19 protein-coding genes are annotated in these 25144 nt (G+C 66.5%); 12 read left to right on the top strand and 7 right to left on the bottom strand.

Going from position 1 to position 25144, the window contains the following annotated elements:
• Window positions 1–80: 80 nt before the first annotated feature.
• From JL37_RS07285 to JL37_RS07270, 4 genes are all read left to right on the top strand, one after another.
• On the top strand, window positions 81–2294 hold the full coding sequence (locus JL37_RS07285) for a cellulose biosynthesis cyclic di-GMP-binding regulatory protein BcsB (protein WP_043542968.1): 2214 nt from the start codon (window positions 81–83) through the stop codon (window positions 2292–2294).
• Between the two features lie 18 nt (window positions 2295–2312).
• On the top strand, window positions 2313–4016 hold the full coding sequence (locus JL37_RS07280) for a glycosyl transferase family protein (RefSeq protein WP_043542966.1): 1704 nt from the start codon (window positions 2313–2315) through the stop codon (window positions 4014–4016).
• On the top strand, window positions 4013–6328 hold the full coding sequence (locus tag JL37_RS07275; RefSeq protein WP_043542965.1) for a hypothetical protein: 2316 nt from the start codon (window positions 4013–4015) through the stop codon (window positions 6326–6328). The genes JL37_RS07280 and JL37_RS07275 overlap by 4 nt, the downstream gene beginning before the upstream one ends.
• A gap of 131 nt (window positions 6329–6459) precedes the next feature.
• Window positions 6460–6813 (top strand): hypothetical protein, encoded by a 354-nt coding sequence (locus JL37_RS07270; RefSeq protein WP_231570309.1) that lies wholly within the window; start codon window positions 6460–6462, stop codon window positions 6811–6813.
• A gap of 34 nt (window positions 6814–6847) precedes the next feature.
• On the opposite strand, the gene JL37_RS07265 is transcribed toward JL37_RS07270, so the two are convergent.
• From JL37_RS07265 to JL37_RS07250, 4 genes are all read right to left on the bottom strand, one after another.
• Window positions 6848–7771, bottom strand: a complete 924-nt coding sequence (locus JL37_RS07265; RefSeq protein ID WP_052096932.1) for a DUF4434 domain-containing protein — start codon at window positions 7769–7771, stop codon at window positions 6848–6850.
• Between the two features lie 77 nt (window positions 7772–7848).
• Entirely contained in the window at window positions 7849–8265 is a 417-nt protein-coding gene (locus JL37_RS07260; RefSeq protein WP_043542963.1) for a YidB family protein, read from the bottom strand.
• 112 nt (window positions 8266–8377) lie between these two features.
• Window positions 8378–9604, bottom strand: coding sequence for a lytic murein transglycosylase (locus tag JL37_RS07255; protein WP_043542962.1), 1227 nt, complete (start codon window positions 9602–9604; stop codon window positions 8378–8380).
• A gap of 4 nt (window positions 9605–9608) precedes the next feature.
• Complete coding sequence (locus tag JL37_RS07250; RefSeq protein WP_043542961.1) at window positions 9609–10430, bottom strand: ferritin-like domain-containing protein; 822 nt, start codon at window positions 10428–10430, stop codon at window positions 9609–9611.
• A gap of 86 nt (window positions 10431–10516) precedes the next feature.
• Here JL37_RS07250 and JL37_RS07245 point away from each other — a divergent pair, with 86 nt between their 5' ends.
• Window positions 10517–11653 carry a GNAT family N-acetyltransferase gene (locus tag JL37_RS07245; protein ID WP_043542960.1) on the top strand — a complete coding sequence of 379 codons (1137 nt, stop codon included), beginning with the start codon at window positions 10517–10519 and terminating at the stop codon, window positions 11651–11653.
• A 16-nt stretch (window positions 11654–11669) separates the two neighbouring features.
• Here JL37_RS07245 and JL37_RS07240 read toward each other — a convergent pair whose 3' ends face one another.
• Window positions 11670–12140: a DUF1854 domain-containing protein gene (locus tag JL37_RS07240; RefSeq protein ID WP_043542958.1), complete on the bottom strand. Its 471-nt coding sequence runs from the start codon at window positions 12138–12140 to the stop codon at window positions 11670–11672.
• Window positions 12141–12161: 21 nt separating this feature from the next.
• A complete protein-coding gene (locus JL37_RS07235) occupies window positions 12162–14447 on the bottom strand; it encodes an ABC transporter ATP-binding protein (protein WP_043542957.1) in 2286 nt (761 codons plus the stop codon).
• 259 nt (window positions 14448–14706) lie between these two features.
• Between JL37_RS07235 and cphA (JL37_RS07230) the strand changes: the two genes are divergently transcribed.
• From cphA (JL37_RS07230) to JL37_RS07200, 7 genes are all read left to right on the top strand, one after another.
• The gene (gene cphA / locus JL37_RS07230; protein ID WP_043542956.1) at window positions 14707–17322 is read left to right on the top strand and encodes a cyanophycin synthetase; all 2616 of its coding nucleotides are present in this window, start codon (window positions 14707–14709) and stop codon (window positions 17320–17322) included.
• A 59-nt stretch (window positions 17323–17381) separates the two neighbouring features.
• A complete protein-coding gene (gene cphA, locus JL37_RS07225; protein ID WP_043542955.1) occupies window positions 17382–19952 on the top strand; it encodes a cyanophycin synthetase in 2571 nt (856 codons plus the stop codon).
• A gap of 603 nt (window positions 19953–20555) precedes the next feature.
• Window positions 20556–20756 (top strand): CsbD family protein, encoded by a 201-nt coding sequence (locus JL37_RS07220; RefSeq protein ID WP_043542954.1) that lies wholly within the window; start codon window positions 20556–20558, stop codon window positions 20754–20756.
• A gap of 27 nt (window positions 20757–20783) precedes the next feature.
• On the top strand, window positions 20784–20948 hold the full coding sequence (locus JL37_RS29945) for a DUF1328 domain-containing protein (protein WP_006389411.1): 165 nt from the start codon (window positions 20784–20786) through the stop codon (window positions 20946–20948).
• 74 nt (window positions 20949–21022) lie between these two features.
• Window positions 21023–21361: a BON domain-containing protein gene (locus tag JL37_RS07210; RefSeq protein ID WP_043542953.1), complete on the top strand. Its 339-nt coding sequence runs from the start codon at window positions 21023–21025 to the stop codon at window positions 21359–21361.
• A gap of 243 nt (window positions 21362–21604) precedes the next feature.
• Window positions 21605–22819, top strand: coding sequence for a site-specific integrase (locus JL37_RS07205; RefSeq protein ID WP_023090467.1), 1215 nt, complete (start codon window positions 21605–21607; stop codon window positions 22817–22819).
• Between the two features lie 142 nt (window positions 22820–22961).
• Window positions 22962–23651: a YfbU family protein gene (locus JL37_RS07200; RefSeq protein ID WP_023090468.1), complete on the top strand. Its 690-nt coding sequence runs from the start codon at window positions 22962–22964 to the stop codon at window positions 23649–23651.
• Between the two features lie 588 nt (window positions 23652–24239).
• On the opposite strand, the gene JL37_RS07195 is transcribed toward JL37_RS07200, so the two are convergent.
• On the bottom strand, window positions 24240–25136 hold the full coding sequence (locus tag JL37_RS07195) for a LysR family transcriptional regulator (RefSeq protein ID WP_023090469.1): 897 nt from the start codon (window positions 25134–25136) through the stop codon (window positions 24240–24242).
• Window positions 25137–25144 lie beyond the last annotated feature (8 nt).

Here is a 25144-nt window from a genome sequence, read left to right as displayed (position 1 = left end):
TTTGGAGGGCCGCTCTCGCGATGCAAGTCCTTTCCCTATTTGGCACGCGCGCCCGTGACGCACTTCAGCCCGGAGCCTCCATGCCCAACGCCTCCCATTCCTCCGCTGCCCGTACTCTCCGCCGCGCCTTGATGGCCGCCGGGCTGCTGCTCCCGTTGGGGGCCTTGGCCAGCCCCGCGGGCGATGCCTTGCGCCGCTTGCAGGACGACGGCTGGGTTACGCGGGACGTCAGCCTGCAAGACCTGGGCATCCGAGAGCCCGTGGTGCTGAGCAATAGCGATGCGCGCCAGGAGTTCTACCTGCCGGTGCCGCGCGGCGTGCCGATCTCGGACGCCGCTCTCAGTTTCGACGCCCGATACACCAAGGGCGAGCCAGGACGTACCAGCATGGTGCTGTGGGTGGACGGCGTGCCTCAAGCCGCGCAGCGCATCGCCGACGGCGAAGGCTCGGTCGCCCGCAGCCTGAACGTGGAACGGCGCAGCCGAGAAACCGGCTTCCTGCGCCTGGGCGTCGATTGGCAATCGGAGATCGCGTTGCGCCGCTGCGAGAGCAACCGCGCCACCGCCAACGCGCTGACGATTTCGCCGCGCACGCACTTGAGCTACCGCTACGACGCCTCGGCGATCGACAGCCTGGACGACGCCTGGGGCATGCTGCCGGGCAAGCCGGTGCTGATGGTGTCGGGCAACAAGCTCGATCAGCAGGCTTTCGACAGCGCCTGGCGCATGGGCGTGGCCATGGAGCGCAGCGGCAAGCACGTGGCGGTCAGGGGGTTTCCCGCCGTCGGCGACGAGATCGACACGCGCGGCCTCCAGGTCCCGAACGGGCTGGGGCAGGTTCCCGCATTTGCCGCGGTGGCTGGCAACGAAAAGCACAAGCTCGCCAATCCCGCCGAGATCGGCGCGCTGCTGGTCATGGGCGCCCCCGCCGTCAGCGGCGATGTGGTGATCGCGGACGCCAACCTGCGCGCCCGCTACAACGAAGCGCTGGACGCATTGCAGGCGCAGCTGGCGGCGGATGCCGATGCAGCCGAAGCCTTCAAGGCTTGGCGCGGCCGGCGCATGCCGCTGGCGGGCCAGGACCTGCAGTCCAGGGAAATCCGCGTGCTGCCGCTGGGCCGCCAGGCGGTTATCGCGGTGGCGGGCGATGCCGGGGCGCAGGCCGCCGGGGCCTTCGACACGGCCTGGCGCCGTATCCTGGTGACCCGCCAGGTGCAGGTCCACGCCGCGACGGCGCCGCAGGCGTTCGAGGACGGCGGCCTGCGGCTGACGACCCTCGGGGGCTCCCCGTCCAGCTTCGACGTGGTGGCCCGCGGCGACTGGAACATCACCTTTCCGCTGGCGGCCGTTTCCGCCGACGGCAACATGCCCGACGAGCTGGTCATGGACCTGGCGGCCGCGCCCGGCGCGTCGGCCACGCGCCCCGTGGCCTCGGTATTCTGGAATGGCGTTCTGCTGGCCGCCAAGCAGCTGGAGGCAACAGGCAAGCCCGAGCGCCTAACCGCGCGCGTGCCCGGCTATGCGCTGGGCGTGGCCAACGCCGTGCGGGTCACGTTCCAGCGCCAGCCGGTATCGGTGGACTGCAACGAGATCCCGCAGGGCTACCCGGTGAACGTGCTGCCGACCAGCTACGTGAAGTCCGGCAGCGCGGAGCCCGACGGCACCTTCGTCGGGCTGCTGCCGCTGCTGGCGGGCAATCCCCAGCTGATCGTTCCCGACAGCTACCTGGCCGACGCGCCCGGCAATATCAAGCGGGTCATCGGCATCGCCTCGGCCAGCGGCCTGTCGGCCACCCGCGCCCAGTTGTCCCTTGCGCCCGCCGGACAGGCGGCCAAGCCCGGCCGGCCGTTCCTGGCGATGGAGGTGGCGCTGGACGGCGCCAAGCCCTTGGTCAAGGTCACGGATCGCAAGCAGCTGACGGTGGACGGCAAGAACGCGCCCTGGCTGGATATCTCTGGCCTGGACCATCTGAGCACGGCCGAGGTCGTGAGCGCGGGAGGCCAGAGCGGCGTGCTGTGGCATGCGCTGGGCCAGCAGCCCGGCGTGCTGGACGCCCCCTTCGTGCTGAACCGCGGCAATGTCGCGATCATCGGCGCGGCGGGGCCGCTGGCCTGGATCGACAGCGCCAATCCGGCCGCCAGCCATCCGCCCGGCGCGGGCGAAAGCGCCTTCTTCGAATGGCGCCGCTACCTTTCGTGGAGCGTGCCCGCGATCAGCATCGGGCTGCTGGTTCTGCTCCTGATCCTGATCGTGGCCCTGCGGGTGAACCGCAAGAACAACAAGGAAAACAAATAACCCGGAGGCGCCGGCGCCATGTCCTCGCTCTACTGGCCCTACTTCGTCGCCGACTACTACCGCGGCCTGGAGATCGTGACCGCGGTGGTCGGCGTGATCATCCTGCTGTCGAGCCTGGACGACCTGTTCATCGACGGCTGGTACTGGTTCCGCCAACTGCGCCGGTCGCTGACGGTCAAGCGCCGCTACGCCCCGCTGACGGCCGAGCAATTGCGCGCCAAACCGGAGCAGCCGCTGGCGATCATGGTGCCGGCTTGGCTGGAGTACGACGTGATCGCGTCGATGCTCGAGACCATGGTGTCCACGCTGGAATACAAGAACTACATGATCTTCGCCGGCACCTACCAGAACGACGAGCGCACGATCAGGGAGGTGGAACGGATGCGGCGCCGCTACCGCCAGCTGATACGCGTGGAGGTGCCGCACGACGGCCCGACCTGCAAGGCCGACTGCCTGAACTGGATCGTGCAGGCCATCTTCGCGCAGGACGCGCGGCAGCCCGCGCCCTTCGCCGGGGTGATCCTGCATGACAGCGAAGACGTGCTGCACCCGCTGGAACTGAAGTACTACAACTACCTGCTGCCGCGCATCGACTTCATCCAGCTGCCCGTGACGTCGCTGGAGCGGCATTGGTACGAGCTGGTCGCCGGCACCTACATGGACGAATTCGCGGAATGGCACACCAAGGACCTGGTAGTGCGAGAAAGCCTGTCCAAGATGGTGCCTTCCGCCGGTGTGGGCACCTGCTTCTCGCGCCGGGCCCTGACCGAACTGGCGGCGGAGACCGACAACCAGCCCTTCAACACCGACACCCTGACGGAAGACTACGACATCGGCGCCCGCCTGGCCCAGCGCGGCATGCGCCAGATCTTCGGCAAGTTCCAGGTCGAGTACGTCACGCGGCGCCGCTCGTGGTTCGGCGCCGGGCCGGAAAAGATCTCGACGGTCGCGATGCCGCTGGGCGTGCGGGAGTACTTTCCCAATACTTTCCGCACCGCTTACCGGCAAAAGGCGCGCTGGACCCTGGGCATCGGCCTGCAGGGCTGGCAGCAGGTCGGGTGGACCGGATCGCTGGCCACCAAGTACCTGCTGTTCCGCGACCGCAAGGGGCTGGTCACCTCGTTCATCGCGATCCTGGCCTATCTGCTGCTGGCCAACTTCTTCGTCTTCTATCTGGCGGATCTCTTCGGCTGGTGGACGGTGTATTACCCGTCGTACTTCCGGCCGGGCGGCTGGCTGGTGACGCTGATGTGGGTCAATGCCGTGGCGCTGCTGCTGCGGGTGGCGCAACGCGCCTATTTCGTCCACCGCATGTACGGCTGGGAACATGCGCTGCTGTCCATGCCGCGGATGATCGTGGGCAACTTCATCAACGCCATGGCGGCGGCGAGGGCCTGGCGGCTGTTCATCGGCCACCTGATCACAGGCAAGCGCCTGGCCTGGGACAAGACCATGCACGACTTTCCCTCCACGGACCAGTTGACGCAGCAGCGCCAGCGCCTGGGCGATCTGCTGCTGTCCTGGCAGGCGATCGACCACGCCATGCTGGAGCGGGCGCTGGAGATGCAGGCGCGCGAGAAGCGGCCCTTGGGCGAGATCCTCATGGAGCAGGGCTGGCTCGATGAAAGCACGCTGCGCGAGGCCCTGTCGTTCCAGCAAGGTGCGCCGGCGCAGGGCGCGCCCTCCGCGGACCCGCTATCGCACAGGCCATCCCCTCCATGACCGCTCTTTCCCGCTCGCTGGCATTCGCCGCCCTGCTGACGTGCGCGGCAGCGGCGCCCGAGGCGGCCGCGCAAGCCAAGGCCGCCGCCGAGCGCCCGCTGGAAGGCGATGCCTACCAGCTCGCCGACCAGGCCTACAAGCAATACGACGCCGGACATTACGAAACGGCGCAGGTCATGGCCGAGAACGCCATCCGGCTGCGGCCCGACGTGGCACGACTGCGGCTGCTGCTGGTGTATTCCCTGGAAAAGCAGGGCAAGCGCCAGGAGGCGGCGCGCGCGGCCGACGCGGCGATCGCCGACGGATTGGGCACTTCCGAACTGCGCCAGGCCCAGGCCAACCTGCGGCGCCCGCCGGCCACGGCCGGCGCCGCGCAGCCTTCCCCGCCCGCGCCGCAAGCGGCTTCGAAGCCTGCCCCGAAGCCGGCGCCGAAAACCGCTTATCAGCGGGCCTATCCGATGGCGGCGCGGGCCTATGCGGACTATGCGCGCCAGGATTACGCGGCGGCGGCAGCCGGCGCCGAGCGGGCCTTCCGCGCCGCGCCCACGCAAGGCGAATGGGCGCTGCTATGGGTCGAATCCCTGGGCGCCCAGCATCAATACGAGGCAGCCAGCCGCGCGGTCGACAGCGCGCTGGCGCTCGGAGCTCCCAACAAGACCGCGCTGCTCTCCCGGCAGCAGGCGTTCGAGCGGCAGACCGAAGCAACCCGGGCGGCTTCAGCGGCTGCAGCGCCCGCCGCGGGCAGCGAAGCCGCCGCCGGCGCCTACGCAGCCTATGACAAGGGCGAGTTCCAGGGCGCGATCGCCCTGGCGCGCCAGGCCGTGGCGCAGGCGCCGGACAATGAGGGCTACGCCCAGTTGCTGACGACCACGCTGGCCGCCGGCAACCTGACCCAGGCCGCCGAGGCGGAAACGCGGCTCGACGGCGAGATTGCCCGCCAGCCCGGATCGGCGCAACTGCTGGCGCAACGCGGCTATGTGCGCCAACGCCTGGGCCGGCCCGATGCGGCGGCGGCCGACTTCGCCGCCGCGCGCGCAACGGGCCAGGCGCCGCCGCGCCTTATCCTGGACCAGGCCTATGCGCAATCGGCAATGGGCGACAACCGGGCCGCGACAGAGTCGCTCAAGCAGGCGATCGACCAGGACGATGCCGGCCAGATGGGCCTGACGCCGCTGGAACGCTACAACACACGCAGCGCCGTCGCCAATCTGTCGCGTGAATGGGGCGCCTCGTTTTCCGCGTCGTACCGCGGCGCGCGTCCAGCCAGCTCCAGCCTGGGCGGAGCCGCCATCAATACGCCCGGCGACGTGGTGTTCAGCACCGCGGAAATCTTCTGGCGCCCGCCGCAGCTGAACAACCGCTGGGGCATGCTGGAAGCCTATGCGCGCAGTTCCAACACACTGCACGACAGCGGCAGCAGGTACGAATCGCGCAGGAACGTGGACCCCTGCACCGGGCTGAGCACGCCCGACGAGCGCGACGACGAGGAGCGCTTCCGCGACAATCGCACGGCCTCCGGCATTCCTAGCACGATCGGCGCGCTGGGCCTGCGCTACCTGCTGGCCGATACCGGCGTGACCTTCGGCATCGAACGCCGTTTCTACCTGGGGTCGGGCACCCGCCAAGGCTATGCCTATCCAGAGTCCAGCGCGGTGCAGTGCAACGCGCAGCGGGCCTTCCACGACGCTTATCCGAACCTGCAGGACCAGAGCGCCGTGGCGCGCTACAAGCTCAACGGCAACGCCGGCGGCTGGATGACCTACATCACCTACGGCTACTACCAGGGCCGCGAACTGCGCGTGGACGTGCCCAGCTGGCTCACCATCGAAGGCTATGCGCAGGCCGGTTACGCCTGGGACGACAATAGCGCCCGCTACACCGCCTACTCGGTGGACTCCAAGGGCGACCGCCAGCAGGAACTGGGCAGCGCCTCCGGCCGTCTCAAGCGCGACCAGGCCTTCCTGTCCGGCGAGCTGCGCGTGGGCCGCAGCTTCCGCGCCACCGGCATCAGCGACAAGCTGGTCCTGTTCCCCTATGCGGTCATCGGCGCCGACTGGCTGTGGCAGAAAGACGTGGCCAAACTCAACGACCTGCCCGTCTACGGCAACCAGTCCGTCGTCCTTTCCAGCCACGACAGTTCCTGGTCGCTGGGCGTAGGCCCCGGCTTCAACGTGCGCTACTGGTTCCGCGAAGACCACTACAACGCGCCGCGCTCCTATCTGGACCTTGGGGTGCAATACCGCACCAGCATCGGCGGCGGCGCGACGGACCGCGCGAAGGGCTGGTTCATGAACATGACGCTGTCGTACTGAGCGGCAGATACACATCATTACATGGATTCATAAGCCTATAACAATGAATCGGGCATAGTGCTCCGCGCCACGCAGGCAGTGCGATCGCCGGGCGTGCAACCCCGATCCCTCTTACCGCGTTGGAGATTGAATTGCCGATTCTCAAACAAGTTCGTATCGCCCTGGCGGCCGCCACCCTGACCCTGGGCGGCGGCGCGCTCGCCCAGCAGGCCATGCCGGGCCAAATGCCCAACCTGGCCGCGCTGAGCGGCCAGATGCATGCCGCCGCCGAATACTGCAACGCCTACACGGCGGCGCAGCTCGAGCAGATGAAGCAACAGCAGAAAACCGCGACCGGCGCCCAGGGCATGTCCGCCGCGGACTTCGACTCCGCCTTCTCGCAGTCATACGGCGAGACGAAGGCGCAACTGGGCACGCTGAGCGCGGCCGACAAGGAAAAGACCTGCGCGCAGCTCAAGGCCATGGCGGCGGCGCAGCCGCGCTAAGGCCTGTCTACACGAACTGGAGCTTGAAGGCCTCCTATGGCGGCCATTCCCGCCTCAAGCGCTCGGCCTCGGGCGTAGGCCCGATCAGCCAGGGATCCGCGGCAAACGCGATCACGCTTTGCGCGCGGTAGCGCCGCGCGATGAGTAACTGGCGGCGCACGCGCGCAGCATCGGCCGAGCGCGCATTGAAGGTGGTGCCGTCTTGGCGTTCGGACGGCAGCTCCTCGAACAGCTCGACGACCAGGTCGAACGGCGCGCGCCGCGCCAGCAGCATGCGATGCAAAGGCGCCAGCGCCTCATATGCCGCCATGCCGGACACGCCCACCCCATCCTGCAGCATGGGCCTCAGCCTGACGGCGTCCAACAGTCCGCTCCACAGGTCGGCCAGGCTCAGCGCTCCCGGCAATTTGCTGTGATACGTGGAGATGGCGGAGGCGCGGCCGGTCTGTTGCGCGAGCGGATCGGACAGCGCGCGCAGCCATTGCGCAAGAAGCGACTGCCGGCCGGGTGCGGCCCAGCTGTGCTGCTCGATTTCGTAAGGGATGTACCAACCGCGGAACGCGGCGCGCCCTGTGGCGCCCGAGGCCTGGGCGTAGGCCAGCGCCTGCGACTGCGCGGCCCGTAGAAAGGCGGCCAGCGCGGCGTCGTCGGGATCATCCAACTGCCGCCACCAGCGCTCATCGTAGGGCAGGCCCAATTGCAGCCCCATCCCCAGGCGCTCAGCCTCGTCGAAGATCAGCGCCAGCGTGGACGCGGGCAACTGCCAAGGCTGGGAGCCGCCGCTCGTCCCCACCCATTGGATGATGATTTCGCGGAATCCCAGCCCATGCATGGCGGCAATGCGTTCACGCCACGCTTGCGGCGAGAGCGAGAGATGGCTGGACCACAATTGCCAGAACGTGCTTTGCACCGACCAGGGCGGCGCGCACGCGGACAGGCCGGCGGCGACCGCCGCCATGCCCAGGCCGCGCAACAGGCGCCGCCGGCCAGGGGAAGCAGGCGCTGGCGCCTGCACGGGCCGCCGGGCGATGGGTATTACCCTGCGCGGTTGCCGAACAGGCCCGACAACGAGGCCAGCAGGTCGGCCGGGTTGAACTGGGAATTCGACGGCACGGCGCCGTCGGGCGTGGCCTGGTCAACCAGCTGCGGCAGCAGCGAGGACAGCGAACCCAGCAGCGAATCCGAATCCTGGCCGGTCTTGGCCGCCAGTTCGTTCACGACGCCGGGATCCAGCACGGAACCCAGCTGGTCGGCGCTGACGGGCAGATTCTGGCCCGTGCCCACCCACGAGGCCACGATCTCGCTCAAGCCGCCCTTCTGGAAGCTTTCGATCAGGCCGGAGAGGCCGCCCGGGTACTTGTTCAATTGCTCGATCAGCGCGGGCAGCAGCGATGCCGAGCCCCCTTGCTGACCACCGCCGGCCATCGAGGCCAAGGAATCCAATAGGCTCATCATCGTGCTCCTGAAAAGTCGGAGGATCAGTATAGGCCCCTGCCCGCGGCCGTGGGCGTCATCCGGCGGCCCGGACGGCGGATCTTTGCAAAGCTTGTCCTTGTGCGCCGGTTCAGTCCGCCGCCTTGCCCGCAGTGCCGGCCTGCAGCGCTTGCAGCGACTTCAGCCCGGCCCGGCCGTCCGGGCGCAAGCCCAGCTCGCGCTGCGCCGCCTGCAGGGCGGTCCGCGTGCGGGCGCCGATCATCCCATCGGGTTCGCCCACGTCATAGCCCCTGGCAATCAGCAGCCGCTGCAGCTCGCGCCGCTGGGCCCGCGACAGGCCGGGGTCGTCGGTCGGCCAGGCCTGGACCAGCGGTCCGGCGCCGCGCAGCCGGTCCGACAGGTGAGCGATGGCGAGCGCATAGCTTTCCGCCGCGTTGTAGGAATACAGGGCGTCGAAATTGCGCGTGACCAGGAATGCGGGGCCATTCTTGCCCGCCGGCAGCAGCAGGCCGGCCGGGATGTCGCCCGCGGGCAAAGGCTGGCCGTCGGCGCGCGCCACGCCCTGCTTCATCCAATAGGACATCGGACGCTTGTTCTTGCGGCCTGCCCCGGCCGTGTCGAGCCCCGCGGGGAGCCTGACTTCGTACCCCCAGTCCAGCGCGCTGTTCCATCCTGCGCGCTTGAGGAAGTTGGCGGTGGACGCCAGCGCGTCGGGCACGCTGTCGACCAGGTCGCGACGGCCGTCGCCGTCGAAATCCACCGCCAGCCGCAGATAGGTCGACGGCATGAACTGGGTCTGGCCGAACGCGCCCGCCCATGAGCCCAACAGGCGGTCCGGCGCCAGGTGTTCGTCCTGGATGATTTTCAGGGTGGCGTAGAACTCGCCCCGGAAATAGGCCTGGCGGCGGCCGAAGCAGGACAGGGTCGACAGCGACGTCAGCAGCGGCCTGCCGCCCAGCGTGCGGCCGTAATTGCTTTCCACGCCCCAGACGGCCACGACCGTGGCCGGGTCCACGCCGTAGCGGGACGCCGCCCGGCCCAGTTCGGCCTGCCAGCGCGCCATGCCCGCCTGGCCGTCCGCCACGCGCTCATCGTCGACCAGGCCAGCCATGTAGTCCCAGATGGGCGTCTTGAATTCCGGCTGCGCGTCCAGCAGGCCGATCACCGCCATGTCCGGGACCAGGCCCGCGGTATGGGCATCAAACGTAGCGCCCGACACCCCGGCCTTGAGCGCCGGCCCGCGCAACTGCGCCAGGCACGCGGCTAACGGTTCGGCGGCTTGGGATGCCTGCGCCAGCAGCGCTAGCGCGACGCTTGCGAGCAAGGCGCCGGTATGGAAGGGAATAAGGATGGCCATGGTCTCAACCCGCCTGCAGCGCTGCGAGCTCGTCGTCGTCGAATCCTGCCGCCCGGCGCGCCTCCAGGTTGAAGGGGCCGCGCAGCCGGGGCGCATCGTAGCGCTGCGCTAGTTCAGCATAGCAAGCAACGGGGTCCTTGCCCGCCTGCGCGCATAGCTGCTTGTACCAGTGGTTGCCGATGGCTACATGGCCGATTTCATCAGCCAGGATAATGTCGACGATGGCGGCGCTGTCCGTGTCGCCTGCCCCCGCCAGCTTGGCGCGGATCGCGGGAGACGCATCCAGGCCGCGCGCCTCCAGCGTGCGCGGCACCAGCGCCAGCCGCGCCAGCAGGTCGTCCTGCGTGCGTTGCGCCATGTCCCATAGGCTGTTGTGGGCGGGAAAATCGCCATAGGCGTGGCCCATCGCGGCCAGACGCTGCCTGAGCAGATCGAAGTGATAGGCCTCTTCACGCGCCACGCGCAGCCAGTCGCGGTAAAAAGCTTCAGGCATGCCGGCGAAGCGCCACATGATGTCCAGCGCCAGATTGATGGCATTGAATTCGATGTGCGCCAGCGCGTGCAGCAGCGCCGCGCGCCCTTCTTGCGTGGCCATGGAGCGCTGCCGGACCTGGGAAGGCGCCACCAGCTCAGGCAGCGGCGGACGGCCCGGCAGGACGGCGGACGGCGCGAAGGTCTTGCCGCAATCCAGCGCGGCGGCATCGGAGATGGCCCGCACGCCAGCCAGCTTGTCCTGCCACGCCGTGGCAGCCAGCGCCGCCAACGCGAGTCCGCGCAGGCAGTCCTGCCCCTCTCCGCCCGAAGGCGGGACCGTCTTCATGTCCATGCTCGATTCCCTGCCGGGGGCGGCTCCCCGATAAAAACCGCAACGGCGTCAACACCGCGCAACCACGGAGACTTTATCATTCGCACATGGATTCCCTGAGCCTGACCATAGAAACCGACCTGTCCCGCATCGACGCCCGGCAATGGGATGCGCTGGCGGGCGACCAGCCCTTCCTGCGCCATGCCTTCCTGCGCGCGCTGCATGAAACCGGCTGCGCGGCCCAGGAAACGGGATGGGCGCCCCACTACCTGGCTCTCTGGCGCGACGACGCGCTGGCCGCGGCGGCGCCGCTCTATCTGAAATCCCACTCGCGCGGCGAATATGTGTTCGACTACGCCTGGGCCGACGCCTTCCAGCGCCATGGGCTGCGCTATTACCCCAAGCTGCTGTCGGCCATCCCCTTCACGCCAGTGACGGGGCCGCGGCTGCTGGCGCGCAACGACGAAGACCGCGACACCCTGGTTCGCGGGCTGGTCGCCTTCGCGGAGCAGATCAACGTCTCGTCGCTGCACCTGCTGTTTCCCGCGGACGCGGATATGCGGGCGCTGCGGGAGGCCGGTTTCATGGTGCGCGAAAGCGTGCAGTTCCACTGGACCAATCCGGGCTATGCGGACTTCGACGCTTTTCTTTCCGCCATGAGCCACGACAAGCGCAAGAAGATCCGCCAGGACCGCAAGAAGGTCGCGGCCGCCGGGCTGGCGTACCGCTGGCTCCGCGGCGCCGAGATCGGGGCCGACGAACTCGGCTTCTTCTACGAGTGCTATTGCCGCACCTATTTCAGCCATGGCAACCCGCCCTACCTGAGCCGTGAGTTCTTCGAACGCGCGCATCGCGAGCTGCCCGAGGCATTCGTGCTGATCCTGGCGCAGCGCGGCGATCGGCCGGTGGCCGCCGCGCTGAACCTGGCAGGAGGTGATGCGCTCTATGGCCGCTACTGGGGCGCCACCGAATATGTGCCGGGCCTGCATTTCGAGACCTGCTACATGCAGGCCATCGCCTATTGCATCGCGCACGGTTTCGCCCGCTTCGAGGGCGGCGCGCAGGGCGAGCACAAAATGGCGCGCGGCCTGCTGCCCACGCCTACATGGTCGGCGCACTGGGTCGCGCACCCGGGATTCGCCGATGCGATCCGGACGTTCCTGGACGAGGAGACGGAGGCGGTGGCGGACTATCTGGGAGAGCTGGAAACGCACACGCCGTTCAAGCGGCCCGCCGGGGATTGAACGGGCCAGGCCGTGCCTACAGGAAGCGGTCGAGCAGCTTGCGGCTGTGCTTGTCCAGCGACTGGATGTCGCGCACCAGGTAGAAAATGCCGTGGCTGTCGGCGATCAGCAGCGTCTGGGGGCTCAGGCGGCGGATGTCTTCTTCGCCGCGCAATATGAACGAGGTGGGCCCCCGGTCGGTATCGACCTTCCAGGTGCTGGGCGTGGCAAAGGTGGACACGCTGGCCAGTTTGCGGATCTCGGGCATGAACTCCCGGCTTTCCAGCTCTTCCTCGATCAGCGCGCGCTGCGGCGCGGGCACGTCGGACAGGCGTTCGATCCAGACCAGTTCGCGCCCGTCGGCGGTCACCAGGGACAGGCCGCGGCCCGCCTCGCTGATAGGAAACGCACGCACGGGGATGACCCCTTCATGGATGTCGCCGTCGGCAGCCTGGAATTCCAGGCGCCCGAAGGCATTGCGGCGCAGCTGAAAGGACGGCAAGGTCATGACGATAATCCTGGTTCCGCGTCAGGCCACGGCGGCCATGTCTTCGCTGCCCGACGCCTGCGCGTCGGCTTCGGCCTGGCGCGCCTGCGCCTGGTAGAGCCGATAGTAGGCGCCCTCCCGGGCCATCAATTCTTCGTGCGGCCCTTGCTCGACGATCTGGCCTCGGTCCAGCACCACCAGGCGGTCCGCCTTGCGCAACGTGCTCAGTCGGTGGGCGATGGCGATCGTGGTGCGTCCGCGCACCAGGTTGTCCAGCGCCTTCTGGATTTCCTTTTCGGTCGTGGTGTCGACCGACGAGGTGGCCTCGTCCAGGATCAGGATGCGCGGATCGATCAGCAGCGCTCGCGCGATGGAAATGCGTTGGCGTTCGCCGCCCGACAGCGCCTGGCCGCGTTCGCCGACCAGGGAGTCGTAGCCATGCGGCAGCCGCAGGATGAATTCGTGCGCGTGCGCGGCGCGCGCCGCGGCCACGATCTCGTCGCGCGTGGCGTCGGGCTTGCCGTAGGCGATGTTCTCGGCGATGGTGCCGAAGAACAGGAACGGCTCCTGCAGCACCAGCCCGATGTTGCGCCGGTAGTCGGCCACGCGCACCGACCGAATGTCGGCGCCGTCCACCAGCACAGCGCCTTCCGACACATCGTAGAAGCGGCAGATCAGGTTGATCAGGGTGCTCTTGCCTGAACCGCTGTGGCCCACCAGGCCGATCATCTCGCCCGGGGCGATATTCAGGTTCAGGCCGCGGATGACCTGGCGGTTGCCGTAGCGGAAACCTACGTCGCGCAATTCGATGCGGCCATTGATGTGCGGCAGCCTGGCAGGATTCTGCGGCTCCGGAACGCTGGAAACGTGATCCAGGATATCGAAGATGCGCTTGGCGCCGGCGGCCGCCTTCTGCGTGACCGACACGATGCGGCTCATCGAATCCAGCCGCATGTAGAAGCGCCCGATATAGGCGAGGAACGCGGCCAGCACGCCAACGGTGATCTGCTTTTGCGATACCTGCCAGATGCCGAAGATCCACACGACCAGCAGCCCGACTTCGGTGAGCAGCGTGACCGTGGGCGAGAACAGCGACCACGTGGTGTTGACGCGGTCGTTGACTTCGAGGTTGCGGTTGTTGGCCTCGCGAAAGCGCGCGACCTCGCGCTTTTCCTGCGCGAACGCCTTGACCACCCGGATGCCTGGGATCGTGTCGGCCAGCACGTTGGTGATCTCGGACCAGATGCGGTCGACCTTTTCGAAGCCGTGGCGCAGCCGGTCGCGCACGGCGTGGATCATCCAGATGATGAAGGGCAGCGGCACGAGCGTGACCAGCGCCAGCCAGGGGTTGATGGACACCAGGATGACCGCCGTCATGGTGATCATCAGGATGTCGGTGGCGAAATCCAGCAGGTGCAGCGAAAGGAACACGCAGATGCGGTCGGTTTCGCTGCCGATGCGCGAGATCAGGTCGCCGGTGCGCTTGCCGCCGAAATACTCCAGCGAAAGCTGCTGCAGGTGTTCGTAGGTGGTGGTGCGCAGGTCCGCGCCGATGCGCTCGCTGACCCAGGCCAGGATGTACGTCCGGGCCCAGCCCAGCCCCCACGCCAGGAAGGCCGACGCCAGCAGGCCGCCCAGATAGAGGCGGACCTTGTCGTAGTCGATGGGAGCGCCGTTCTGGAACGGGATCAGCACGTCGTCCATCAGCGGCATCGTCAGGTAGGGCGGCACAAGCGTGGCCGCCGTGCCCATCAGGGTCAGCAGGAAACCGGCCAGCAAGGGGCCGCGGTAAGGCCGCGCGAAGCGCCACAGGCGCAGCAGCGCCCAGGTCGACGACGGCGCCGCCTGTTCCTGGTTGCACGCCGGGCACTCTTCGGCGCCCGCGGGTATGACGTTATTGCAGATCGTACAGTGGCGCTGCTCCGGCTCTTGCGCCTGCAGGCCGGACAGGCGGATGGCCTGTTGGGCTTCGAACTGCGCCAGCAGGCGCAGCGCGGCGGGGTTCCGGGCGAGAGTGAAGCGCCACACGCCCAGGCGGGCGGAATCGTCGTGCAACTCCAGTTGCGCGGCGCCCGCATGGTCGGTCAGGCTGAGCCTCAATTGGGGGCCGTATGGCCAGGATTCCCAGCCGGCATCGTCGGGCCGCCGGGCCAGCAGGCGGCGGTCGGTGGCGGCAACCAGGCCCGGCTGGAACTTCAGGCGCTGATCCAGGTCTGTTTCAACCGAGGCCAGCAGTGTTTCGCCATCCGCCAGTTCGGCACGGATTTCATCCCGCCAGCGGGCAGGAAAGGCTTCGGCAAGGCCGGAAAGCAGGTGTGGTTTTTTCATTGGAACGCATACCGGGCCAGGACTCTGCCCTACGAGGCAACCGGTTCGCCACCGGGAGGGGCGGGAAACGTGTCCCTTCCTTACAACACAACGAGTTCACGCCCTGAAGGCGTCGTATAGTATCAGCCGATTTTTCTAATTAGGAATATCTGGGATCCCCCACTCGTTGGCATTATTCTAAAGTCGCAACCCCAATAAATTCGCGGTATTGCATAGGGGCGTCCGCGCGTGCCAACCTGCTTCTTCAGCAAATTAAAACATGAAAAAGAAAGACATTGAATTTCTCGATGTCGTGGCTTTGCGCGGCCCGAACATTTGGACGTATCGCCCGGTCCTGGAAGCATGGGTGGATATCGGCGAGCTGGAGGATTACCCTTCCAATACCATTCCCGGCTTCTACGAACGCCTGACCGAATGGTTGCCGACGCTGATCGAGCATCGCTGCAGTCCGGGGGTGCGGGGCGGGTTCCTGTCGCGCGTCAAGGAAGGCACCTGGCCGGGCCACATCCTCGAACATGTCACGCTGGAGCTGCAGAATCTCGCGGGGCTGCGCGGCGGGTTCGGCAAGGCCCGGGAAACGTCCGTCCGCGGCGTCTACAAGGTGGTCGTGCGCGCCTGGCAGGAACAGGTCACCCGCGCAGCCCTGAACGAAGCGCGCGACCTGGTCATGGCCGCCATCGAAGACCGCCCGTTCGACGTGCCCGCCACCATCGCGAAACTGCGCGGCCTGATCGACAGGCATTGCCTGGGCCCCAGCACCGCCTGCATCGTGGATGCGGCGGACGACCGCGACATTCCCTATATCCGGCTGTTCGAAGGCAACCTTGTGCAGTTCGGCTACGGATCGGCGCAACGCCGCATCTGGACCGCCGAAACCGACCGCACCAGCGCCATCGCCGAGGGCATCTCGCGCGACAAGGACCTGACCAAGGAACTGCTGTCGACCTGCGGCGTGCCCGTGCCGGAAGGCCGCCTTGTCGAGAACGAGGAAGACGCCTGGGAAGCCGCCGAGGACATCGGCCTGCCCGTGGTCGTGAAGCCGTATGACGGCAATCACGGCCGCGGCGTGTTCACCAACCTGACGACCCGCGATGAAGTGGTGTCGGCCTACCGCGTGGCGGTGGACGAAGGCAGCGGCGTGATCGTCGAGCGCTTCGTGCTGGGCAACGAGCACCGCCTGCTGGTCGTCGGCAACCGCATGGTGGCCGCTGCGGCCGGCGAGCCGGCCTGGGTGACGGGCGACGGCAAGTCCACCATCACCGAACTGATCGACAGCCAGATCAATACCGACCCGCGCCGCGGCCGCACCGAGAACCACCCGCTGAACCCGGTGCGCCTGGATTCCGCCGCCCGGCTGGAAATCGCGCGCCAGGGCCTGACCGAAGACGGCGTTCCGGCCGAAGGCCAGCGCGTGCTGGTGCAGCGCAGCGGCAACGTCGCCTTCGACGTGACCGACCGCGTGCATCCCAGCGTCGCCGCCACGGTGACCCTGGCAGCGCGCATCGTGGGCCTGGACATCGCCGGCGTGGATCTGGTGGCCGAGGACATCACCCGTCCGCTGGACGAGCAGCGCGGCGCCATCGTCGAGGTCAATGCCGGCCCCGGCCTGCTGATGCACCTAAAACCGGCCGACGGCACGCCGCGCCCCGTGGGCCGCGCCATCGTCGACCATCTGTTCCCCGACGGTGACACCGGCCGCATCCCCATCGTGGGCGTGACCGGCACCAACGGCAAGACGGTCGTGGCGCGCCTGGTGGCCCGCCTGCTGCACCTGTCGGGCAAGCGCACCGGCCTGGCGTGCAGCGAAGGCCTCTACCTGGACCGGCGCCTGGTGCAAAAGGGCGACCGCGCCGATTTCGATTCGGGCACCCGCCTGCTGATGAACCGCAACCTGGACGCCGCCGTCATCGAAAACGATAGCGGCGTGATCCTGGGCCAGGGCCTGGCCTACGACCGCTGCCAGGTGGGCGTGGTCACCAATATCGACGACGCCGACCATCTGGGCGACTTCGACATCAATGAAACGGAGCGCATGTTCAACGTGTTCCGCACTCAGGTGGACGTGGTGCTTCCGACCGGCGCCGCCGTGCTGAATGCGCGCGATCCGCGCGTCGTGGAGATGGCCGAGCTGTGCGACGGCGCCGTGATCTTCTTCGGCATCGACCCTGCCCTGCCCGCCATCGCCGAGCACCTGCGGCAGGATCGCCGTGCCGTGTACGTGCGCGACGGCAGCATCGTCCTGGCGCAGGGATCCCGCGAAGAAAAACTGGCCGCCGTGGCCGCCATTCCGCTGACCCACGGCGGCCGCGTGGCGTTCCAGGTCGAGAACGTGCTGGCCGCGGTCGGCGCGGCCTGGGCGCTGGACATCCCGGTAGAGCTGATCCGGGCCGGGATCGAAACCTTCGACATCGACCAGGCGGATGCGCCCTGGCAATTCACGCTGTTCGAACGCAACGGCGCCACCGTCGTGGTGGACGACGTGCACAACGCCTCGGCGCTGCGCCCGCTGATCGCCGCCATCGACCAGTTCCCGTCCACCGTGCGCGCCGCCGTCTATTCCGCCGGCGCCGACCGCCGCGACGAAGACCTGATCGAACAGGGCAGGCTGCTGGGCGACGCATTCGACCGGGTCGTGCTCTACGACGATCTCACCGTGCGCAGCAAGCGCCCTGCCGGCCAGGCTCGCGCGCTGCTGCGCCAGGGCCTGGAGCAAGGCGCCCGCGTGAAGGACATCCAGGACGAGCCCGATCACGGCAAGGCCATCGAAAGCCAGCTCGGCGGCATAGCCGCGGGCGACTTCGTGCTGCTGCAATCGGACGAAGCGTTCTCCGGTCCCACCATCGATCTGGTCCGCCGCTGGATTCAGCAATACTGACAATATCCGCGCGCCCTGCCCGAGCGCGGGCGCGCGTGAGCTAGACAGGAATACCTGCCATGGAAGTTTCCCGTATCCGAGCATTGCGCGGCCCCAACCTGTGGAGCAAGAACACCGCGATCGAGGCCATCGTCTCTTGCGCCGACGCCGAATGCTCCATCGACAACCTGCCTGAATTCGAAGCGCGCCTGCGCGCGCGCATGCCGCAACTCGGACTGCTGCGCCCCGAAGGCCACCAGGACGCGGTGTCCATCGCCCACGTGCTGCAGATCGTCGCGCTGACGATGCAGGCGTATGCGGGCTGCCCCGTCACGTTCGGCCGCACCGCCTCCACCATCGAACCCGGAGTGTTCCAGGTCGTCGTCGAATACAGCGAGGAGGAAGTGGGCAAGCTGGCGATGGAGCTGGCGCAAGTGCTGGTGCGCGCCGCGCTGGACGATGCGCCGTTCGACCTGGCCGACGCCCTGAAGCGCCTGCGCGAACTGGACGAGGACGTGCGCCTGGGGCCCAGCACGGGCTCCATCGTGAACGCCGCCGTCGTGCGCAACATTCCCTACCGCCGCCTGACGCAAGGCAGCATGGTGCAGTTCGGCTGGGGCAGCAAGCAGCGCCGCATCCAGGCCGCGGAAACGGACCGGACCAGCGCCATTTCGGAATCCATCGCGCAAGACAAGGACCTGACCAAAATGCTGCTGGACGCCGCCGGCGTGCCGGTCCCGATGGGACGTTCGGTGACCACCGCCGAGGAAGCCTGGGCGGCGGCGCAGGAACTGGGCGGCCCGGTCGTGGTCAAGCCGCGCGACGGCAGCCAGGGACGCGGCGTCGCCGTCAACATCGAAACGCGCGAACGCGTGATCCAGGCGTTCGAAGCCGCCGAGGAGATCAGCTCCGAGGTCATCGTGGAACGCTACATTCCCGGCCATGACTTCCGCCTGCTGGTGGTGGGCGGCGCTTTGGTGGCGGCGTCGCGCCGCGATCCGCCGCAGGTCACGGGCGACGGGCAGCAGACCATCCGCCAGCTGGTGGACCAGGTCAACGCCGATCCCTTGCGCGGCGACGGCCATGCCACCTCGCTGACCAAGATCCGCTTCGACGACATCGCGCTCGCCACGCTCAAGAAACAAGGCTTCGACGCCGACTCCGTGCCGCCCGCGGGCACGCTGATCTTCCTGCGCAACAACGCCAACCTGAGCACCGGCGGATCGGCCACCGACGTGACCGACGAGGTGCACCCCGAAATGGCGGCGCGCGCGGTATCCGCGGCCCGCATGATCGGACTGGACATCTGCGGCGTGGACGTAGTGGCCGAGAGCGTGCTGTATCCGCTGGAGGACCAGCATGGCGGCGTGGTGGAAGTGAACGCCGCGCCCGGCCTGCGCATGCATTTGAACCCCTCGTTCGGCAAGGGCCGGGCGGTGGGCGAAGCCATCATTTCCGCCATGTACGCGGATGGCGACGATGGCCGCATTCCCGTGGTGGCCGTGGCCGGCACCAACGGCAAGACGACCACCGTGCGCTTGACGGCCCACATCCTGGGCGCGGCGGGCAACCGTGTCGGCATGACGAACTCCGATGGCGTATACGTGGACAATCTGCGCATCGACACCGGCGATTGCAGCGGCCCGCGCAGCGCCCGCAGCGTGCTGATGCATCCGGACGTGGACGCGGCCGTATTCGAAACCGCCCGCGGCGGCATCCTGCGCGAAGGCCTGGCCTTCGACCGCTGCAACGTGGCCATCGTCACCAACATCGGCATGGGCGACCACCTGGGCCTGGGCTATATCAGCACGGTGGAAGACCTGGCCGTGGTCAAGCGGGTGATCGTGCAGCACGTGCACCCCGGCGGCACCGCGGTCCTGAACGCGGCCGACCCGATCGTGGCCGAGATGGCCGCCAGTTGCCCCGGCTCGATCACCTACTTCGCCGAGGACCGGAACCATCCCGTGATGGCCACGCACCGCGCGCAAGGCCTGCGCGCCGTGTATCGCGATGGCGATGCGATCGTCGCCGCGCAGGGCGCCGACGAGACCCGCTATCCGCTGTCCGCCATACCCCTCACGCGCAACGGCGCGATCACCTTCCAGGTCGAGAACGCCATGGCCTCGATCGCCGCCGCATGGGCGCTGGGGCTGGACGAGGACGTCATCCGCCGCGGCCTGGCCTCTTTCGTCAACGATGCCCAGACCGCGCCCGGACGCTTCAACGTCTTCGACTATCGGGGCGCCACCGTGATCGCCGACTACGGCCACAACCCCGACGCCATCCTGGCCCTGGTGCGCGCGGTGGACGCCATGCCCGCCAAGCGGCGCTCCGTGGTGATCAGCGGCGCGGGCGACCGGCGCGACGAAGACATCCGCATGCAGACCGAGATCCTGGGCGAGGCGTTCGACGAAGTGGTGCTCTACCAGGACCAGTGCCAGCGCGGCCGCGCCGACGGCGAGGTGCTGGCCCTGCTGCAGCAGGGCCTGGCCAACGCCACCCGCAGCAGGCGCATCGAAGAGATCCATGGCGAGTTCCTGGCGATCGACACCGCCCTCGCCCGCCTTGCGTCCGGCGACCTGTGCCTGATCCTGGTGGATCAGGTGGAAGAGGCCCTCGCGCACATCGCGAGCCGGATCGCGCAGGGCTGACCGCCCCCGCGGTTCAATGGAAACGGGGCGCACAGGCGCCCCGTTCCGTCTTCAGGCTACGGCTGGCGGCTCAACTGGTGGCCGACACCGCGGGCGCCACCGCCTGGTACCTGTCCGTCACATTCGTGCATCCCACCGCCGCCATGGCGGCCAGCGTCAACAAGATCGCGCTGCAAAGTCGTTGCGTCATGCGTGCCCCTCTCCTTTTCGTCATGATCGAACCGCGAGGATTCCTCACGACGACTATACCTTCGCGTCCGGGCCCGGGCCAGCCGCCACGGACAAATCGCGCGTGGCGCCTGTCCGCAGATCCCGTTACCAGCCTCCCGCAAAAGCCGACAAGACATTGCTGGAATGTAACTTCCGCCGCTAGTGCGCCTGCAACCCCTGCCGCCGGAAATCCGGCCATCCCGCCGCGCTGGCGCCGTTACATTTGTCCACAGCAAGGTTTGACAGGCCTTGCCGGCGACTCGTACGTTGAAGACATGGCCTGCACGACAGCATCCGCTACGCAGGCAGGCCTGGCTGATCGATGTCCCATTCAACCGCGGGGCCGGGTTTGCAAGCCACAAGCCCTCCTCGCACGCAAACGGAGAGATCACCATGAACAACGACGTTATCGCGGGCAAATGGAAGCAACTGGCAGGCAAGGCCAAGGCTGCCTGGGGCGAGCTCACCGACGATGAGCTGACCCGCACGGAAGGCAACGCCGAACGCCTGGCAGGCCTGATCCAGGAGCGCTATGGCAAGACCCGGGAGCAGGCGGAAAAGGAAGTCCGCGACTTCTTCGACCGCAATCCCTGATCCAGGCAACCACCAGGAGAAGCTGACATGCTGCACTACGCCGTAGTTTTCTTCGTCATTGCCATCATCGCGGCTGTCCTGGGTTTCGGCGGCATCGCCGCCGGCGCTGCGGGCATCGCCAAGATCCTGTTCTTCGTCTTCCTGGTACTGGCGCTGCTGTCCATATTGGGCGGCGCATTCCGCAAGAAATAGAACCCGTACCCAGGAGTTTCCCGAAACCCGTTGCGTCTCGAACGCGCCGAACCACACCAACAAGGAGCATGACTATGGAATTTCGCAAGCTGATCGCCGCCGCTGCGCTGGGCACGGGCGCCGTCTTCACTTCCATCGCCTTTGCCGCCGACGACGGCAAGCCGAAACAGTCCGTGGGTGAATATGCGTCCGACGCCACCGTGACCACCAAGGTCAAGGCCGCCTTCGTGGCCGACAAGCAGTTGAGCGCGCTGGACATCGCCGTGGAAACCAATGCCGGCGTCACGACGCTGACCGGCACCGTGGGGACCGCCGCCGAGGCCGATCATGCTGCCACCGTGACGCGAGGTGTCGAAGGCGTGAAACAGGTAATGAACAACATCAAGGTCGATCCCGCCAAGAACAAGCAGTAGAGCCAGCGTCGCTTCGGGCGAGCCCCGAAGAGAAACGGCGTCCGCATGGCGGGCGCCGTTTTTTTCATTTCACCATGACTCCAGTGCCGCATTTCGTTGGTACGCGCCTAGACCCGATACAGCAGGTTTATCAATAATTTAGGTGCGTTCAACATATGCCGGTGCTTTCCGAAACCTGACCCGCCTTCCCCTCTGCTGGCCCCTATGAGGCTCCTGGGAATCGGGTTGTTCCGAGGAGTCATCATGGCAAAGCTCAAGCTCACCAAGTCCGCCGTCGATGCGGCGCAACCTCAGTCGCAAGCCATCGAACTCCGGGACACGCTGGTGCCCGGCTTCCTGTGCAAGATTACCCCAGCGGGCCGCAAGGTGTTCATGCTCCAGTACCGCACGAACGCGGGCGAGCGCCGCAAGCCTGCCTTGGGCCAGTACGGGGAATTGACCGTCGAACAGGCCCGCTCGTTGGCGCAAGAGTGGCTGGCCCAGGTACGCCGGGGCGGCGACCCCGCCGCCGACAAGGCAGCTGCCCGCAAAGCACCCACGGTCAAGGAGTTGTGCGCGAAGTTCATGGAGGACTACTCCAAGCTACGCAACAAGCCCAGCACGCAGGAGGGCTACCAGAGCGTCATCGACCGCAACATCATTCCAATGATTGGCCGGATGAAGGTTCAGGATGTGAAGCGCCCGGACGTGGCGGCGATGATGAAGAAGATGGCCCACAAGCCTGCCGACGCGAACCGCACATTCAGCGTCATGCGCCGTATGTTCAATCTGGCCGAGGTGTGGGGCTATCGTCCCGACGGCACCAATCCGTGCCGTCACGTGCCCATGTTCCCCAACGGCAAGGCCACCCACCTCATCAGCGACGAAGACATGGGCAAGCTGTTCCGGCAGCTCGATAGGATCGAGGCCGAAGGACTGGAGAACTACGTCATCCCGTTGGCAATCCGCCTGCAATTCGAGTTCGCCGGTCGGCGCGGCGAAATCGTCACGCTCCAATGGGATTGGGTGGACTTCGAGAACCGGCGCGTCGTCTGGCCCGACAGCAAGACCGGCGGCATGTCCAAACCCATGAGCGAGGAAGCCTACCGGCTTCTATCGACAGCACCGAAGCAGGAAGGCAGCCCCTACGTGCTGCCATCCCCGAGCCATCCCGGCCAGCACCTGACCACGGGCGAGTATTACAACGGCTGGAGCCGTGCGCTCAAGGCCGCAGGCGCAGCGCATGTCGGCACCCACGGTATCCGCCACCGTTCCGCAACCGACATTGCCAACTCGGGCATCCCGGTCAAGGTCGGCATGGCGCTGACGGCGCACAAGACCGTGGCGATGTTCATGCGCTATGTCCACACCGAGGATGATCCGGTGCGCAAGGCTGCGGAATTGGTAGCGTTGCGCCGCCAAACGGTGGTCATGGGTAAGCGGTTAAAGGTACGAGAAAATACCGTCAGCGCTGACTGAGTTAGTCCAGTTGTGGTCATTCGGTGTGACTGCTTTGGAGGCGCATTCAATGCTGTCGGCTGGGCGGTATTGACAAACTCAGCATGATTGCCGTACATTTGTACGGTAAGCCGGCAATTTGCCGGGAAGCCGGAGATTTGCCATGGGAAAAGCCGAACGACTTGAACTACGCCTTGATGAAGAGCTCGTCGAACGTATCGACATCTGGATGAATGAGACGGGCCAAGCCAGTTCCCGCTCTGATGCTATCCGTCAGCTAGTGGACATCGGCCTCGGCACGATGACGGGCAAGAGTATTCACCTCACGGATGGAGACAAGCTGAACTTCATGATGCTGCGAGACATCATGAAGCACCTGAATATCAAGAATGCCGAAACCGATGTCGATTTTGTCGCCGAGACCATCTATGGGGGGCACTACTGGGCTCCAACGTGGGAGATGCAGGGGTTGTTCCATACACACGCAGATCGACCCGCAGACGTTACTCTGGTAGTTGATACGCTGGACATGTGGGACTTCATCGAAAGCAGCATCGAAAAGCTGACGCCAGAAGAAACTGAGCGCCTAAAGGCTGCAAACCATGGCTACCTGCCCAAGTTCGCTGGCTTCGACGGCAATAACGAGAGCTCTTTAATGAGCATTGCCCGCTTCCTTGTCGAAAAAATGGATCGTTTTTCCCGATTCAAGAAGCGTGACTTCAACTCGCACTCACCGACCGCCGCTCGCTATAGCCGCATGAGCAAAGCGTTCCAACCGATCCGGGCGACTCTAGGCTTTGGTCGAGACCTCGGCGTTGACCAGATCATTGAGTTGCTCAAGGTCGAGCGCTGAGTAGTAAGGCGCGGCTGTGAGGGTTCGAACGGCTGTTTTGCGACGATAAGATTAGGGGGGAGCGGGTGTCTCCTTCGGGTCGTTTTATGTCGGCGGTCGGCACTCGCAGTTGCAAAGATTCCGCCCCTGTTTCACGCACGCTTGTATGCGTGAAACAGGGGCGGAAGCATTTCAAAACCATGCCAGTGTGAAGCATGGCCGTTGGCATCGGCGCTGCACGTCATGCGGTCACTCCCATGCTTGGCAACGTGCTATCGGCCTGTCATTGCGCGCGCATTCGCACTGTATGCCGAACTGCACTCGGCGCAGCCGTCCAACGTGCAGGCGACAGGCTTGACGCGCCGCCGCTGCATCAAAATTGCGTGCCGTTTGACATGAGAGCGGCGGAAGGCAAGATTAAAGGGCGCGGCACTACGGTGCGCGCAAAGCCTGTCTGCACATAGAGTTGGCACGGCACGCACCATATTGCGGCACCGTGCCGTCAGGAGGCGCAAAGCCGCATGGTGACGGGCTTGGCCGCGTGCTGCCTACGCCGAGGTATGCCCTGCTGCGCCAGAGCAGCAAGGCATCGAATGAGTGGAATCAAGGTTAACGGGATGAATCAGAAGCGTCCGGAATGGCGCGTTCGATGAAGCGGGACAGCGGCTCGGAAGGGACTGCATCGGCTCGCAGGAGATAGGTCGTGAGCACAGGCGACATGCCCGCCAGCGGACGGCTAGTCACGTCTGGCGAACGGCAGGCCGCGATCTGCGACGCCCCGACCAGCGCCAAGGCATAACCAGCGGAAACCAAGGTCAGCATCAGATCAAGCGAAGCGACTTCTTCCGCCACTAGCGGCTCCGTTTCCACCTTGCGCAGTACCCGCGCAATCTGCCGACAGTAGCCCTCGCAAGCGTGCGGATCGCCCATCACTATGGGATAGCGCAGGACTTCTTCCAGAGGAATACGTTTACGGGTCAGCAGCGGATGCTTGGCCAGAACCGCGATCACAAGCGGATCACGCCAAGCAGGTACAGCAAGCAAACCATCGCCCACGTCGTCAGACTGTGCGAATCCTGCGTCGTAGAGGTCTTCGCGAAGCCCCTTGATCTGCTGCGACAAGGGGACTTCAATTAAATGGATATCGACTTCTGGATCATCGTCCCGGCACTTCGCCAGGAAGGCGCTCAGGTGTGGTGGCGTGATGCCGTCGGACAAGGCAATGCGCAGTTGGCCGTCATAGCCAGCAGCAACGGATCGGGCTCCATCGCGGGCCTGTTGCAAGGAGGTAAAGATGCGCGGCACATGCTCCTTGAAGACCTCCCCGGCACGCGATAGGCGAGTGCTGCGAGTGTTGCGAATGAATAGGCGCACGCCCAGGTCTTCTTCCAGTTCCTTGATGGTGCGCGACAGTGGCGACTGTTCAATGTGCAGCTTCTCCGCCGCACGGGCGAAGTGGAGTTCTTCGGCCACGGCCAGGAAGCATCGAAGATGACGTAGCTCCATTCAGTGCC

The organism is Achromobacter sp. RTa (assembly GCF_000757485.1).
Lineage (GTDB): Bacteria > Pseudomonadota > Gammaproteobacteria > Burkholderiales > Burkholderiaceae_B > Achromobacter.
The sequence above is the reverse complement of the archived record's forward strand: the minus strand, read 5'-3'. Positions and strand labels throughout refer to the sequence as shown.